The organism is Pseudomonas sp. LBUM1649 (assembly GCF_059716155.1).
The window spans coordinates 1,854,942-1,871,139 of the sequence record NZ_CP166807.1 but is presented as its reverse complement, the minus strand read 5'-3'; the positions used below and the strand labels follow the sequence as shown (position 1 = coordinate 1,871,139).

Sequence of the window (16,198 nt, the reverse complement as noted above, 5' to 3'; positions counted from 1 at the left end):
CTCCCACATTGTGAACTGACCCCTAAATGTTGGACGGTCTTTGTCGCTAGCCAGCGGATCGTGTTCTGTATTCCACAGGGCTCAGTCCGCCGAGCTTCGATTTGATTCGGTCATGGTTGTAGTAACGGATGTACTTGTCCAGGCCCGTTTGCAGTTCTTCTATGCTTTCAAAACGGTTGAGGTAGAAAAACTCCGACTTCAGTGTTCCGAAAAAGCTCTCTATCACCGCATTGTCCAAGCAGTTCCCCTTTCTCGACATGCTTTGCTTTATGCCTCGATCCTTCAGGGCATGCTGGTATCGGGGCTGTTGGTATTGCCAACCCTGGTCGGAGTGGAGCACCAAATTAACCGGGCCTTGGAGCTGTTCAATAGCCTTATCCAGCATTTCGGTTACCAATGCAAAACTCGGTCGGGTATCGATCTGGTAGGCCAGGATCTCGCCGTTGTACAGGTCCATGACGGGCGACAAGTAGAGTTTCTTCAGCCCGACCTTGAACTCCGTAACATCGGTCACCCACTTCTGGTTAGGCCGCTGCGCGAGGAAGTTACGCTCCAACAGATTCGGCGCTATTTTGCCGACCAGGCCTTTATAAGACCGATATCTTTTTGGACGCACCAGCGACTTGAGGTTCATGTCTTCCATCAAACGCTGAACCCTTTTTTCGTTGACTGGCTCATTTTTGCGAATCGCCAGGGTAATACGTCGATAACCGAAGCGCCCCTCATGCTCGTGATAGAGGCTCTGGATAGTGGCTTTAAGGTCCGCATGCTTGTCAGGTTTCTGGAGTGCGCCGACCTGGTAGTAAAAGGTACTGCGCGCGAGATTGGCCAGTCTGAGCAGAGCATCCAAGGGAAACCTCGAGCGCAGCGCTATCACGGTGAGCGTTTTTTCTTGGGGGGATGGCTCCTGTTCGGAGCCTCCCTTATTTCCTCGAGCTTTTTTAGGTAGGCATTCTCCATGCGCAGATATTCAAGCTCGGCCTTGAGTTGCTCCCGGCTTTTCGAATCATCATCTACGGGCTGGGACTGGTTCTGGACAGGCGATTTTTTTGGCATGGAGACAGTCTTTTTTCTCTTGGGTACAGACAGGTCATCAAGACCGCCACTGTAATACTGGCGCTCCCAAATGCCCACCTGCGAAGACTGCCCGAGCCCAAACCGGGTTGCGACCTCGCGACAGGAAAGTCGTTCTTTGCGCATACATTCAACGACCGAACGCTTGAACGCCGCACTGTAGTGGTGACCATTCGCTCGCAGACCCGCACTGCCATGGACTTGAAAAGCGGCAACCCAGCGTCGCAGGAGACTGCAATCAATCGAGTAGCGATTGGCGATTCTGCGAAACCCATCGTCGCCGTTGATGTAGGCCTTAATGGCTGTGATTTTGAACTGCACGGAATACTTGCCCATGGAAACACCCCCAAAAGTCAGGATCGGTGTCCAACTTTTGGGGGGCAGTTCATTGAAATGCATTCCCCCTGTGGGAGCGAGCTTGCTCGCGATGAGGCCCGCACCAACAACACAACTCCTGACCCTTGATGCAAATCAAGATCCCCAAATGTCACACCCCCTAGACTCGCCAACACTGCCAGCCTATCCGGGGGAATGCCCGCATGATGCTCGACGCCATTCGTTGGGACACCGATCTGATCCGCCGTTATGACCTGGCGGGACCGCGCTACACCTCCTACCCGACCGCCGTGCAATTCCACAGCCAGATCAGCCCGTTCGACCTGCTGCATGCCCTGCGCGACAGCCGCAAGGCCGTGCGCCCGTTGTCGCTGTACGTGCACGTGCCGTTCTGCGCGAACATTTGCTACTACTGCGCCTGCAACAAGGTGATCACCAAGGATCGCGGCCGGGCGCTGCCCTACTTGCAGCGCCTGGAGCAGGAAATCCAGCTGATCGCCTGTCACCTCGACCCCGCGCAGAAAGTCGAACAACTGCACTTCGGCGGCGGCACGCCGACCTTTCTCAGCCACGACGAACTGCGCCAGTTGATGGCGCACCTGCGCAAGCACTTCAATTTGCTCGATGACGATAGCGGTGACTACGGCATCGAAATCGACCCTCGCGAAGCCGACTGGTCGACCATGGGGCTGCTGCGTGAACTGGGTTTCAATCGGGTCAGCATCGGCCTGCAAGACCTTGACCCGGCCGTGCAGCGCGCGGTCAATCGCCTGCAGAGCCTGGAGGAAACCCGCGCGGTGATCGACGCCGCCCGGACCCTGCAATTTCGCTCGATCAACATCGACCTGATCTACGGACTGCCCAAACAGACCCCGGAGAACTTTGCCCGCACCGTCGACGAAGTCATCAACCTGCAACCGGACCGCCTCTCGGTGTTCAACTACGCGCACCTGCCGGAACGCTTCATGCCGCAACGGCGGATCAACAGCAACGAGCTACCGACCCCGGCGCAAAAACTGGAGATGCTGCAGCGCACCATCGAGCAACTGACCGCAGCAGGTTACCGCTACATCGGCATGGACCACTTCGCGCTGCCCGACGATGAACTGGCGATTGCCCAGGAGGAATCGACCCTGCAACGCAACTTCCAGGGCTACACCACCCACGGACATTGCGATTTGATCGGCCTGGGCGTGTCGGCGATCAGCCAGATCGGTGATCTGTACTGCCAGAACAGCAGCGACCTGAACCAATACCAAAACGCCTTGGCCTCTGCGCAATTGGACACTAGCCGTGGCCTGCTGTGCAATGCCGATGACCGTTTGCGCCGCGCCGTGATCCAGCAGCTGATCTGCAATTTCAGCCTGGAATTCGCCCAGATCGAACAGGCCTTCAACGTCGATTTTCAAGGCTATTTCGGCGAACTTTGGCCACAATTGCAGGATATCGCCCAGGATGGTCTGATTGAGCTGGATAGTAAACGAATCAATGTGTTGCCGGCAGGTCGCTTGCTGGTACGCTCGGTGTGCATGATTTTCGATGCATACCTTGCGCAACACAGTCGCCAACGGTTTTCCCGAGTGATCTAGACCCGGCGGCAAATCCGCCGTGCGCTGGCCTCAACGTCCTGCTGTGGGTTACCCTTACGTATTATGTGTGTTTTCCCACAAGGATTGAAAAAATGTCCGAGCCAGTAAAATCGCGCGCTCACAATCAGGCCCATTGCAAGGATTGCAGCCTGGCCCCGCTGTGTCTGCCACTTTCTCTGAATCTGGAGGATATGGATGCGCTGGATGAGATCGTCAAACGTGGCCGCCCGCTGAAAAAGGGTGAATTTCTGTTCCGCCAGGGCGACAGGTTCGACTCGGTCTACGCCGTGCGCTCCGGCGCCCTGAAAACCTTCAACCTGAGCGATGCCGGCGAAGAACAGCTCACCGGTTTCCATTTGCCGAGCGAGCTGGTCGGGCTGTCGGGCATGGACACCGAAAAACACCCGGTGTCGGCGCAAGCGCTGGAAACCACCTCGGTGTGTGAAATCCCCTTCGAACGTCTCGACGAACTGGCCCTGCAACTGCCACAGTTGCGCCGTCAGCTGATGCGCGTGATGAGCCGCGAGATCCGTGACGATCAGCAGATGATGTTGCTGCTGTCGAAAAAGACCGCCGACGAGCGCATCGCCACCTTCCTGGTCAACCTGTCGGCGCGCTTCCGTGCCCGGGGCTTCTCGGCCAATCAGTTCCGCCTGAGCATGTCGCGCAACGAAATCGGCAATTACCTGGGCCTGGCGGTGGAAACCGTGTCGCGGGTGTTCACCCGCTTCCAGCAGAACGAACTGATCGCCGCCGAGGGCAAGGAAATCCGCATCCTCGACCCGATCCAGCTTTGCGCCCTGGCCGGTGGCTCCCTCGAAGGCTGATTCGGTCGATCGCGGCTGAGCGAAACGGTTCAGCCGCCGTTATACTGTGTCGTTTGCAGCCTGCCAGGACACCTTCGATGGTCTTCGACTCCTTCGACATCAAATCCCTCATCCGCCCCGTGATCGACTTTCCGAAGCCCGGCGTGATCTTTCGCGACATCACCCCGCTCTTCCAGTCGCCCACGGCCCTGCGCCTGGTGATGGACAGTTTCGCCCACCGCTATGTCGAGGCGGATTTCACCCACATCGGCGCCATGGATGCCCGGGGCTTCCTGATCGGCTCAGTGCTGGCTTATCAATTGAACAAGCCGCTGGTGCTGTTTCGCAAGCAAGGCAAGTTGCCGGCGGACGTTCTGGCTGAAGGCTATGCGACCGAGTACGGCGAAGCGTTTCTTGAAGTGCACGCCGACAGCCTGTGCGAAGGCGATTCGGTGGTGATGTTCGATGACCTGATCGCCACCGGCGGCACCCTGATTGCGGCAGCGAACCTGATTCGACGCATGGGCGCGCGGGTGCATGAAGCGGCGGCGATCATCGATTTGCCGGAGCTGGGTGGGTCGCAGCGTCTGGAAGACATGGGGATTCCGACTTTTTGCCTGACGCAGTTTGCGTTGAGCGATAAGTAGGCGGCGCCTGTACTGATGCCATCGCGAGCAGGCTCGCTCCCACAGTGTTCTTTGTCGTGCACAGGATTTGTGTACACTTCAGATCCCTGTGGGAGCTGGCCTGCCAGCGATGGCGTCAGTCGCCACACAGCAAAACTCAAAGCCCCATCTGCTTGCTGATAATCTCGTTCATCACTTCCCGCGTCCCCCCGCCAATCGACAGAATCCGGTTATCCCGGTACAGCCGCTCGACCAGACTCTCGCGCATGTAACCCAGGCCACCGAGTATCTGCACGGCATCGTGGGTGATCCGGTCCGCCGTGTCCGTGGCAAAATTCTTGGCCATGGAAATCTCCTTGATCACGCTCTTGCCCGCCGCCATTTTCGCCGCCTGCCGGTAGGTGAATTCCCGTGAGACTTCGAGTGCCGTGGCCATGTCCGCCAGGCGATGCTTGATCACCTGGAACTTGTCGATCGGTTTACCAAAGGCTTCACGCTCGCGCGCCCATTTGAGGCTTTCCTCCAGCGCCAGCTGCGAGGTCATGTTGGCCATCAATGCCAGGGCCAGGCGTTCGTTCTGGAAGTTGCCCATGATGCAGGCGAAGCCCATGTTTTCGCTGCCGATCAGATTTCCTACAGGCACTCGGCAATCATCGAAGAACAATTCGGCAGTATCCGACGCCCACCAGCCCATTTTCTTCAACTGCCGCCCCACGGTGAAACCGGGTGTGCCCTTCTCGATCAACAACAGGCTGATGCCGGCGAAACCCGGCTCGCCCGTGCGCACCGCGACGGTGTAGTAGTCCGCGCGCACGCCGCTGGTGATGAAGGTTTTGCTGCCGCTAACCCGGTAGAAATCACCGTCACGCACGGCGCGGGTTTGCAGGTTGGCGACGTCGGAACCGCCGCCGGGCTCGGTGACGGCCAGGGCGCTGATCTTTTCCCCGGCCAACACGGACGGCACGACCCGATCCCGGACGCAAGGGCTGGCCCACTTGAGAATCGGCGGCAGGCCGATGTCCAGCGACCCCAGCCCCGCCACCAAGCCACCCGAGCCACAGCGCATCAACTCTTCGCTGGCGGCGATCTTGGCGAATAGATCCCCTTCGTGGCTACCGCCCAGGCTTTGCGGATACCCAATGCCAAGAATCCCCGCCGCACCGGCCTTGAGGTAGAGCTCGCGGGGAAAGCTTTCGGCTTCTTCCCACTGGTCGATACCCGGCAGAATCTCGCGCTCGACGAAACGTCTGACGCTGTCGCGGACCATTTGGTGGCTGGGGTCGAAGTATTCCTCAAAGGCAGGCATCGGCGAACTCCACTGAAGGGTTCAGCGAAGTTAACCGAGCGCTTGGTTGGTTTTCAATCCCATTGTGTTAATCAGAAACACCGAGGCGCCTGCATCGCGAGCAAGCTTTGCTCCTACAGTACCGGGTTGTGCCGGATATAGGCGTCAAACCCAAAACCTGTAGGAGCAAAGCTTGCTCGCGATGGCGTCCGTAAAGACGCTACAGGACTAGAGAGAAATCGGCTTACGCCCCGCAAACGAATGCGCCAGCGTCCCGCCATCCACCAACTCCAGCTCGCCACCCAACGGAACGCCATGGGCTATGCGCGAGGCGATCAGGCCCTTGTTGCTGAGCAACTGGGCAATGTAGTGCGCGGTAGCTTCACCTTCCACCGTCGGGTTGGTGGCGAGGATGACTTCAGTGAACGTGCCCGCCTCCTCGATCCGCGTCATCAATTGCGGAATGCCGATAGCCTCCGGCCCCAGCCCGTCGAGCGGCGAAAGATGCCCCTTGAGCACGAAGTAGCGGCCACGAAAACCGGTCTGCTCCACGGCGTAGACATCCATCGGCCCCTCTACCACGCACAACAAGGTGTCGTCGCGGCGGGTATCGGCGCATTGCGGGCAGAGGTCGTCTTCGGTCAGCGTGCGGCACTGACGACAGTGACCGACCCCATCCATGGCCTGGCTCAGGGCCAGTGCCAGGCGCGAGCCGCCACTGCGATCACGCTCGAGCAACTGCAACGCCATGCGCTGGGCGGTTTTCTGACCCACGCCTGGCAAAACTCGCAGGGCGTCGATCAGTTGGCGAATCAAAGGGCTGAAGCTCATGGGGAAAAGTCCGACGAAAACAACGAGACGCGGTTTATACCCGCGCCTCTATCAAGCGTCAAATGACAGCGTCAATTAGTCGTTGCGCGCGACCCGTACCACCAGTTTGCCAAAGTTGCGGCCTTCCAGCAGACCGATGAACGCCTCGGGCGCTTGCTCCAGGCCTTCGACCACGTCTTCGCGAAACTTCACCTTGCCATCACGCACCCACGGCGCCATCGCGCTGATGAATTCCGGCTGACGGTCACCGTAATCGTCGAACACGATAAAGCCCTGAATCCGAACCCGCTTGGTCAGCAGCGTGCGCTGCAACAGCGGCAGGCGATCCGGGCCACTCGGCGCTTCGCTGGCGTTGTAGGAAGCAATCAGGCCACAGAGCGGAATCCGTGCCTTGGGGTTGAGCAGCGGCACCACGGCGTCGAACACCTTGCCGCCGACGTTTTCGTAGTAGATATCGATGCCCTTGGGGCACGCCTTCGCCAGCTCGTCGACGAAGTCCGGGCTCTTGTGGTCGATGCAGGCATCAAAGCCGAGCTCTTCAACCACGTAACGGCACTTGTCCGCGCCGCCAGCCACGCCCACTACTCGCAAGCCCTTGATCTTCGCCACCTGGCCCACCACCGAACCCACAGCACCGGATGCCGCCGCGACCACCAGGGTCTCGCCTTCTTTTGGCTGGCCGATGTCCATCAACCCCATGTAGGCGGTCATGCCCGGCATGCCCAGCACACCCAGAGCCATGGAGGGGCTGGGCAGCCCCGACGGTACCGGAATGATGCTGCGACCGTCGTTGATGCTGTGGCTCTGCCACCCCGTGGCGCCGACCACCAGATCACCTTCATGGAACTTGGGATGGAGCGAGCGCTCGACTCGGCTGACAGCACCACCGGTCATCACATCGCCGATTTCAACCGGCGCGGCGTAGGACGGCGCGTCACTCATGCGCCCGCGCATGTAGGGGTCCAGCGACAGATAAAGGGTCTTGAGCAGCACCTGACCCTCGGCCAGATCGGGTAGCGCGACCCTTTCCAGACGGAAATTCTCCGGCGTCGGTGCGCCGACGGGGCGCGAGGCAAGGACGATACGTTGGTTGAGGGTCATGGGGTCAGACATGTCAGCGTCTCCTTTGATCGATGAATTCGGCGGTATAGGGAGCAGACCGTTGAGGCGATTGCGCGTTCGATGTTTCTACCATACGACCGAGTGGCCTTCTTCGCGAGCAGGCTCGCTCCCACATTGGAATCCGGTCACTGTGGGAGCGAGCCTGCTCGCGAAGACGGAATCACAAACACCCCATTGCCAACAGGCAGAAACAAAAATGCCAGGCGCGATGCCTGGCATTTTTTGTTGCTCATCCAACGCCTGAAGGCGAATCAGAATGGCAGTTTCATGCCCGGTGGCAGTTGCATGCCAGCGGTCATGCTGCCCATTTTATCCTGGCTGTTGGCTTCGATCTTGCGCACGGCGTCGTTGACGGCCGCGGCGAACACCGCTTCGAGCATTTCCTTGTCATCTTCGCTCAGGCCTTCGACCAGGCTTGGGTCGATGGTCACGCGCTTGACGTCGTGACGACCGGTCATGACCACGGTGACCATGTCGCCACCGGCTTTACCGGTGACTTCGGCGTTGGCCAGCTCTTCCTGCATCTTGGCCATTTTTTCCTGCATCTGCTGCGCCTGCTTCATCAGGCCGGCCATGCCACCTTTCATCATGGGAATCACCTCAAAAGTACTTGGATTAAACGGCGCCCGGCCCGTGCGGGCGAGCGCCTTCAGTTATTAGCCCTGACTGACCAGGGCCTCGACAGGTTCAATAGTATCGTTACGGACCACCGCACCGAACTGCTGCATCATTTGCTGGATGAACGGATCACCGTGGATCGACTCCTCGGCCTCGCGCTGACGGTCGGCACGCCGACGTGACGCCGCCTGGGCCGGGGTTTCCTGCTCGGGCTTGATCAGCTCCATGGTCAGGGTCAGGGTACGCCCGTGATACTGGTTCAACGCTTCGTTGAGGCGACGCTGTTGAGTTGCGTTGAACAAGGCGCTGTGGGCCGGGTCCAGGTGCAACAACCAGTTGTCGCCATCGACCGCGATCAGCGTGCAGTTGGCGGCGATGCTACCGGTCATGCCGGAGATCGGCAAATTCGGGAACAGCTCCAGCCATTGCAGGGCCAGGCCCGTGGCGGGCGCTGCGGCGGGCTCAGGCTCGGGTTCTGCGGCAGGCTCGGCGGCGTGCTCGCTGGCCAACTCGTCGAGGTAGCTGTAGGCCGAGTCCATGTCTGGCTCGATGTAATCCTCGTCCAGCGGCGGCTCGTCATCCAGGTCCACGCCCGGGGTGGCGGCATCGACTTCGGCCACCGTCGGTTCCGGAATGGGCGCGGCGGCCCACTCCGGTGCGTCCGGCACCACGCTGTCCGGGGTCGGCAACGGCATGGGCGGCAACTCGGGCTGCTCGCTGGCGGTTTCCAGCATCGGCTCGACGGCTGGCTGTTGAACGGCTTCTGCCTCGACCGGATCATTCCACGGCAGGTCGACCACTTCTTCGACCACGACCGCCCGAGCCACCGGCTCTGGCACAGGCTCAGGTACAGGTACAGGTACAGGTACAGGTACAACGATAGGGGCAACCGGCGCAGGTGCCGGAGCCACTGCCGCAACAGGTGCAACGGCCGCAGCGACGACCGGCGCAACGACCGGCGTGGCAGCCACTGATTTGGCGGAATCAACCGTGGCCTGGCTGATCCCCACTGGCTTTAGCGGTTGCCTTGGCGCGTCCGCGGTGTCGGCGGGCCGGAACGCAAGCATGCGCAACAGCACCATTTCAAAGCCGCCACGGGGATCCGGCGCCAGCGGTAGGTCGCGGCGGCCGATCAGGCCCATCTGGTAATAGAACTGCACGTCTTCGGCCGGCAAGGCCTGGGCCAGGGCCAGCACCCGGTCACGGTCGCCATGACCGTTGTCGACGCCCTCAGGCAAGGCCTGGGCAATGGCGACCCGGTGCAGCACATTGAGGATTTCCGAGAGCACGCCGCTCCAGTCCGGGCCCTGTTCGGCCAGGTGGCGGACCGCTTCGAGCAAGGCCTTGGCGTCGCCTTCGATCAGCGCATGCAGGACGTCATAGACCTGGCCGTGATCAAGGGTGCCGAGCATCGCCCGCACGTCAGCGGCCATGACCTTGCCCTCACCGAAGGCGATCGCCTGGTCGGTGAGACTCATGGCATCGCGCATCGAACCGTCGGCGGCGCGACCGAGCAACCACAGCGCGTCGTCTTCGAACGGCACGTTCTCGACGCCCAGCACATGGGTCAAATGCTCGACGACCCGTTCCGGGGTCATGTTCTTCAGGGAGAACTGCAGGCAACGCGAAAGAATCGTTGCAGGAAGTTTCTGCGGATCAGTGGTGGCCAGGATGAACTTGACGTAGGGTGGCGGCTCTTCGAGGGTTTTCAACAGCGCATTGAAAGAATGGGTGGAGAGCATGTGCACTTCGTCGATCAGGTAGACCTTGAAGCGCCCGCGGCTGGGGGCGTACTGCACGTTGTCGAGCAGCTCGCGGGTGTCTTCGACCTTGGTGCGGCTGGCGGCGTCGATCTCGATCAGGTCGACGAAGCGGCCTTCATCGATCTCGCGGCACACCGAACACTCGCCACAGGGCGTTGACGTGATACCTGTTTCACAGTTCAGGCATTTGGCGATGATCCGCGCGATGGTGGTCTTGCCGACCCCGCGCGTACCGGTAAACAGGTACGCATGGTGCAGCCGCTGGCTGTCCAAGGCATTGATCAGAGCCTTGAGCACATGGGTCTGGCCGACCATTTCGCGGAACGAGCGCGGACGCCATTTACGTGCAAGAACCTGATAACTCATCGAAAACCGTCGCAGCGAAGGAAGCAGAAGCGGCTAATGCTAGCGGAGCAAGGCACAAATTGCATCCGGTGCGCTCGTCTAATCTGGCTAAGCTGCATTTTGCGGGCTTTTTGCGTCAAAGATAGCGGAGCGTTTATGCGGCTCGCCTTGGGGGCACTGCTGTTGATCAGACGGCGCGGCGGCTGACGCGCCGTTTGCATGAAGATGTCAGGGGAGATCGATGACATCATTCACCTTTACGTTGGCGGCAAGGCTGAAGCCAGGCCATGACCGAGGACGGTGCTATCCGCCACCCGCCATTGCGCTGGCGCGACAAAACCCGTAACCCAGCCCGGCACGTCGGCGGCGGGCATCGGCTGCGCAATGAAATCCCCCTGGGCCACCTCGCAACCCAGGTGCAACAGCAACTCGCCGTGCTCGATACTTTCCAGCCCCTCGGCGATCACCTGGCGGCCAAATGCCCGGGCCAGGCCGATCACGGCCGTGGTCAATGCCAGGTCATCGCCGTCGTGAAGAATGTCGCGCACAAAGGACTTGTCGATCTTGATGGTCTGGGTGCGCAGGCGCTTGAGGTAACTCAGGGATGAGTAGCCGGTGCCGAAATCCCCCAGCGAAAACTGCACCCCCAGCGCCTGGCAAGCCTGCAGACAGGCACTGACATGCTGGATGTTCTCGATCGCGACCGACTCGACGATTTCCAGGTCAAGCCGCTGCGGGGCGACTAGCACGTGCCGCGCCAACAGGCTTTTGAGGCGCTCGACGAAGTCCGCCCGCTGAAAATGCCGCGCCGCAATATTAATGCTCACCGGCCAGTCATGCCCGGCTTGCCGCCATTGATCCAGCTGTGCCAACACCCGGTCCAGTACCCATTCACCGATATCGATGATCAGGTCCGTCTCTTCCACCTGGGGCAAGAAATCCCGGGCGGGCACCAGGCCGTTTTGCGGGTGCTCCCAGCGCAGCACTGCCTCGAAGCCGACGACCCGGCCACGACGCATGTTGACCTTGGGCTGGAACTGCAGGCGCAATTCGCCGGCAACCAGCGCCTGGCGGACGCGCTCGACCGTCTCGTGAGTGGCCTTGACCTCGCGGTCGCGGGTCACGTCGAACAAATGGTAGCGCTTGCGACCACTCTGCTTGGCCACGTACATGGCCTGATCGGCATGTCGCAGCAGGGTCCCGGCATCTTCGTTATCGTAAGGGAAGAGCGTGACGCCAATGCTGGCAAACACATTGATGTCCTTGCCATGCAGCGAGTACGGTGCCGATATTGCCCCCAGCACCCGGTTCAGCGCGGCCCGCAGTTGCGGCAGGTCATGTACGTAGCGCAATACCAGGACGAACTCGTCGCCGGCCAGCCGCGCGACCACATCCTCGCCACGCACAGTGTTGCGCAGGCGCCTGGCCACCTCCACCAGCAACAGATCGCCAGTGGCATGCCCGTAGCCATCATTGACCGCCTTGAAGCCGTCGAGATCGAGCATGCACACCGCCAACGGAATGCTCTCCTGCCGGGAGAACTCCAGCGCCTGATCGAGCAGATCCGAAAGAAATGCACGATTGGGCAGCCCGGTGAGCACGTCATGGCCAACCCGCCATTGCAGTGAATGCAGGAGTTGACGTTTTTCGCTGATGTCGAAGCGAATCGACAGATACCGCTCAACCCGCCCGGTAGCGGTATCGATCACCGGCACCATGGTGCTTTCGACCCAATACAGGCTGCCATCTTTGGCACGATTGCAGATCTCGCCCTTCCAGATATGACCCAGGGCGATGGTGCGCCACATGTCGACGAAGAAGTCAGTGGCGTGCATGCCGGAATTGAGCATGCGATGGTTTTGCCCAAGCAATTCTTCACGGCTGTAGCCGGACACTGCGCAAAACTGGTCATTGACGTGGGTAATCCGGCCGCTCAGGTCGGTCTCGGAAAAAATCGCGGCGGCATCCACCGCCCTGCGGTACTTCTCATCCATGAGTCAGGCTCGCTATCGCTGTCGCTGGCGGTGGAACCCGTTCAAGGCAGCAACACCGATGCTGGTAATATTCTGCAAGACTTCAAGTGGCTCTCGCCGCCTTGCGTGAACGAGCGTTAGTGGCTTTTTCACATCGTTCCATAATCTGAAACAAGCTCACTCAATGTCGCATTTGGGCGGCGATTCTACGAAATGCAACACATTTTGCAAAGCAAGATGATGGATCATGCAGTCGCCCAATGCAAAATCCATCGTTAAGCTCTTGATTCTAAATGTGAATTGAAGCGACGCACATTTCAAGTTTGGGTCCAGCCATCCGGCGGTACCGCAAGGTCGCGGGGCTTACTCAGGCTGAACTTGGCGAAAGAACCGGTTTTGACCCCAAAACCATCAGCGCTTCGAGCCGGCACCTATCCCCCCAGCGTGGACGCACTGTTCATGTTTGCCAATGTGCTGGGGGTGAAGCTGAAAGCCTTCTTCGCCGACCCTGGCGATGAGGATGAACAGCGGGCGTATCTGTTCGATGTCATACATAAAGCCCCCCAAAGAATCTGGGAAAGCTGATTGCAGCGGTTGACCAGGCCTTGTCCAAGCCTTTCCTTTTTCAGGTCGCGCGGACGACAAAAAACCGCGATGGACAGACGCCAAGGCAGCATAGGAAAAATGGTTTGATACAGATAACGCGAGAGAGAGTCTCGCGGTTCGTTAAGGTGGTAACCCCACCAGCCACACCCCGGCACACAATGTCACCGCTGCGGCTGCTCCCTTCCAGGCCTGACCGGGTGGCATGCCAGCATGCTCGGCAATCGTTGCGGGCCTTATGGGGCAAGGGTTTCAGGCTCTTAGGGTTGCAATATTTCTACCGTGCGAACTCGATGCACGGGCAGTCAGAAAACGGGGTGTAGTCAGCACTGTACAACTTTGCTGTACAACACAGGTGTACAACATGGCCTATATAACCCGCCGTGGACCCGTCTATTACTTGAATCTCAGGCTGCCTCAGCATCTATTCCCGAAGTGTCACACTTTGCGTTTGAGCCTGAACATCCGGCAGCGGCAGAGCGCTCTGTTCCTGGCGACCTTACTGGCTCAGCAGGTGCACAAACACCTGAACGAACACCCCCTGACAGACCTCCAGACGCTCCGTGCGTTGTGCTCGCAGTGGCGAGACGCTACCCCAACCCAGACCATCCGGACTACCCCTAAGAAGACACCAGCGGCCACCGTGACGCGGAGCAGTGACGGCCCTACCCTTGCCACCTTGTCGAAGCTCTATATAGAAGAAGGAAAACGCGGTGGTACATGGCGTGAGGTCAGCACGCACGAAGTCGAACGCTCATTACGAGATTTGTTCGAGCTGATGGGTGATATGCCCGTCGAAGCATTCGACGTCCAGCACGCCCGACTGCTGAAGGATCGTCTGAGTCGCTGCCCGCAGTACTTCGGCCTACGCCCCGAATATGAAGGCAAGACCCTGAAGCAGGTCGTTGAATCAGGCGCCACCTACAAAACCATCACTGCTGTGACCGTGAACAACCGCCTTCGCAAACTTTCCGCCTTCATGAACTGGTGCAAGTCGAACGGATACGTGGCGGACAATCCGCTCGTGGGCATGAAAGTCATGACGGGATCAGCCAAGGAAGCACGGCTGTCGTTCGACAGGCACGAGCTGACGATTCTGCTCGATCACGAGTCGCTGCATAAAGAAGCACGCAGACACCCGTGGCGATATTGGTTGCCAATTCTGGGTCGAGCCACTGGAGCACGGCTGGAAGAACTGTGCCAGCTGCGTGTGGATGACTTCATCGAGCAACAGGGTATCCAGTGCATCCGCATCGACGACAGTCGCGAAGGTCAAAACCTCAAGAACACCAGCAGTCGCCGTGTGCTTCCGTTGCACCCAGCCCTCATCGACCTGGGCATGTTGCGACACGTTGAGTCAGTCAGGGGCACCGGTGTAGACCGCGTGTTCCCAGACCTTGAAGCCGTACGTGGGAAGCTAGGCCATGCACCCTCGAAGTGGTTCGGTCGGTATAAGACGAAGCAGGGCATCACCGACCCTAGGAAAACGTTTCATAGCTTCCGCCACACGCTCATCGACGATTTACGGGACGCCGGGGTGCAGGATTCGCTGATCAAACGAATCGCCGGGCATGAAGACGGTGCGGTGACGTTCAGCATTTACGGCAGCCGCAGTCCATTGAAGGCAATGGCGGAAGCCATGTCGCAGATCACGCTGTAAGTCTGCCTGCCAACCAGCCCAAATATGGGTTGGTTGCGGTAGTGAAAATGGAGGAAGACGCGAGCAACGAAGATGCCCTCAGATTTGGAGGGTCGCCACGGCGGGACCTAAAAATCTCCAGCAGTCGATACATTTTTTTCCTGCACTTTGCCCTGATCGACTTGGGGCTGTTGCAACATGCCAAGACAGTCAGGAGTACCGGAGAAGATCGACTGTTCGCCGGACTGGAATCCGTGCTGGGGAAGCTGGGTTACTCACTATTGAAGAGGATCGATCACCACAAGACGAAACAAGGCATTTCAGACTTAAAACAAATGCTCCACAGTTCCACAGCCCCACAGCTCCACAGCTCCACAGCTCCACAGCTCCGCAGCTCCACAAATTAGCATCGACGATCTGCGGGATTCTGGTGTCAGGCACTTAGTGCTATCACACCCATTAACCATGTACAAAGAATACTGATATACGGATTAGACACATAAAACTAATACTTTAAAAAGACACTCATCAACGAAAACCAATACACTTACCCCAATCACACTAACGAAAAACTAAAGCCCTTACCCAAATCGCACTATCAAAAAACTAAAGCACTTACCAAAATCGCACTATCAAAAAACTGAAACACTTGCCCCAATCGCACTATCAAAAAACTAAAACACTTGCCCAAAAAATGACTCACGAAAAACCAACACACCAACAAAACCAACGAAAAAAAAATTTGACAGACCGATAAATCCCGGTTTCACTACACCGACTTCGAAGACATCCACACGGCAAAAATCAAACTATGATCGAGAATTTTTATTCGACTATCAGGAGCACAGGCACCTTCTTATCACGAACTAAAAATAACGCCAATTCTAACAACCCAAAGATCTATGCCAACAATGGTAAAATCACCCAAGGCCAAGCAGTGCCTATACGCCCACACATTTAGCAAGCCGTCTAATATACGTCTTTAAAACCCATTAACCCTCTCATTCCAAGCACAAGCTTTGTGAGAGCCTGACAGGTATTACCGTATGAAAGATAAAACACCATTCCCCACAGCAAACCTCAAAGACCACTTCTTCTATGACAACCTACCATTCATCAACCCTGAACATGGAGAGCTCAACCCAATTGAGTGGGCTTTCGTAATTGACATCAACCTAATGCCTCCTACCAATAAGGATTGTGACGACTTTATTACCCCTCCAGAATATTATCTTCAGGTCACGGCCAGCGGAGAAGTACGAGGCGTAACACATGACTACGATGAACATGCTGAGTATTTTTCGGTAACTGCGGGTCATTCCGACATTGAGTTTCTAAAAGCATTTTCCACTCACTACCCTCAGGTTAAACCCACGCTGCCAGCCCTACTAGACTATCGTAAATACCGGATGACCAAATGGAAGGAACTGGTAGACCAAGAAAAAGAAAACATCTCAGATGATGATTAAAATCATCCAACACCAACAATCTTAGAAACCTCGTTAACCACCCAACTAGCTCATAATGATTGTCAAGCTCAGACAACCAATTTCACGAACACCCTAAACGAAAAGCTTCATCAAAAGCT

At 58.1% G+C, this 16,198-nt stretch carries 12 protein-coding genes and 1 pseudogene; 6 read left to right on the top strand and 7 right to left on the bottom strand.

The genetic code is table 11. The features are described from left to right. Positions 1 to 46 precede the first annotated feature (46 nt). A protein-coding gene (locus ACA058_RS08675; RefSeq protein WP_497638270.1) for an IS3 family transposase occupies positions 47 to 1,410 on the bottom strand; the annotation gives its coding sequence in 2 pieces (ribosomal slippage) (positions 47 to 945 and positions 945 to 1,410; 1,365 coding nt in all). A gap of 206 nt (positions 1,411 to 1,616) precedes the next feature. Between ACA058_RS08675 and hemN the strand changes: the two genes are divergently transcribed. The 3 genes from hemN (at position 1,617) to ACA058_RS08660 (ending at position 4,452) form a co-directional block, all read left to right on the top strand. Further along, complete coding sequence (gene hemN / locus ACA058_RS08670; RefSeq protein ID WP_497639885.1) at positions 1,617 to 2,999, top strand: oxygen-independent coproporphyrinogen III oxidase; 1,383 nt, start codon at positions 1,617 to 1,619, stop codon at positions 2,997 to 2,999. 92 nt (positions 3,000 to 3,091) lie between these two features. Beyond that, positions 3,092 to 3,826, top strand: a complete 735-nt coding sequence (fnr, locus tag ACA058_RS08665) for a fumarate/nitrate reduction transcriptional regulator Fnr (RefSeq protein WP_497638706.1) — start codon at positions 3,092 to 3,094, stop codon at positions 3,824 to 3,826. Between the two features lie 77 nt (positions 3,827 to 3,903). Next, positions 3,904 to 4,452, top strand: coding sequence for an adenine phosphoribosyltransferase (locus ACA058_RS08660; RefSeq protein WP_008057870.1), 549 nt, complete (start codon positions 3,904 to 3,906; stop codon positions 4,450 to 4,452). Positions 4,453 to 4,588: 136 nt separating this feature from the next. Here ACA058_RS08660 and ACA058_RS08655 read toward each other — a convergent pair whose 3' ends face one another. The 6 genes from ACA058_RS08655 to ACA058_RS08630 form a co-directional block, all read right to left on the bottom strand. Then, positions 4,589 to 5,737 carry an acyl-CoA dehydrogenase family protein gene (locus tag ACA058_RS08655; protein ID WP_497638705.1) on the bottom strand — a complete coding sequence of 383 codons (1,149 nt, stop codon included), beginning with the start codon at positions 5,735 to 5,737 and terminating at the stop codon, positions 4,589 to 4,591. A gap of 207 nt (positions 5,738 to 5,944) precedes the next feature. Continuing rightward, complete coding sequence (gene recR / locus ACA058_RS08650; protein WP_497638704.1) at positions 5,945 to 6,547, bottom strand: recombination mediator RecR; 603 nt, start codon at positions 6,545 to 6,547, stop codon at positions 5,945 to 5,947. A 75-nt stretch (positions 6,548 to 6,622) separates the two neighbouring features. Beyond that, positions 6,623 to 7,660 (bottom strand): NADPH-dependent curcumin/dihydrocurcumin reductase, encoded by a 1,038-nt coding sequence (gene curA / locus ACA058_RS08645; RefSeq protein ID WP_497638703.1) that lies wholly within the window; start codon positions 7,658 to 7,660, stop codon positions 6,623 to 6,625. Positions 7,661 to 7,920: 260 nt separating this feature from the next. Then, positions 7,921 to 8,259, bottom strand: a complete 339-nt coding sequence (locus tag ACA058_RS08640; RefSeq protein WP_007933349.1) for a YbaB/EbfC family nucleoid-associated protein — start codon at positions 8,257 to 8,259, stop codon at positions 7,921 to 7,923. Between the two features lie 66 nt (positions 8,260 to 8,325). Continuing rightward, positions 8,326 to 10,416, bottom strand: a complete 2,091-nt coding sequence (dnaX, locus tag ACA058_RS08635; protein WP_497638702.1) for a DNA polymerase III subunit gamma/tau — start codon at positions 10,414 to 10,416, stop codon at positions 8,326 to 8,328. 236 nt (positions 10,417 to 10,652) lie between these two features. After that, positions 10,653 to 12,389: a putative bifunctional diguanylate cyclase/phosphodiesterase gene (locus ACA058_RS08630; RefSeq protein WP_497638701.1), complete on the bottom strand. Its 1,737-nt coding sequence runs from the start codon at positions 12,387 to 12,389 to the stop codon at positions 10,653 to 10,655. Positions 12,390 to 12,691: 302 nt separating this feature from the next. Here ACA058_RS08630 and ACA058_RS08625 point away from each other — a divergent pair. The 3 genes and pseudogenes from ACA058_RS08625 to ACA058_RS08615 all read left to right on the top strand — a co-directional run. Further along, positions 12,692 to 12,985: pseudogene (locus tag ACA058_RS08625) on the top strand (helix-turn-helix domain-containing protein); the annotation flags it as partial. A 350-nt stretch (positions 12,986 to 13,335) separates the two neighbouring features. Then, positions 13,336 to 14,631, top strand: a complete 1,296-nt coding sequence (locus ACA058_RS08620) for a site-specific integrase (protein ID WP_497638700.1) — start codon at positions 13,336 to 13,338, stop codon at positions 14,629 to 14,631. 1,025 nt (positions 14,632 to 15,656) lie between these two features. After that, positions 15,657 to 16,079 (top strand): hypothetical protein, encoded by a 423-nt coding sequence (locus ACA058_RS08615; RefSeq protein ID WP_497638699.1) that lies wholly within the window; start codon positions 15,657 to 15,659, stop codon positions 16,077 to 16,079. Positions 16,080 to 16,198: the final 119 nt, after the last annotated feature.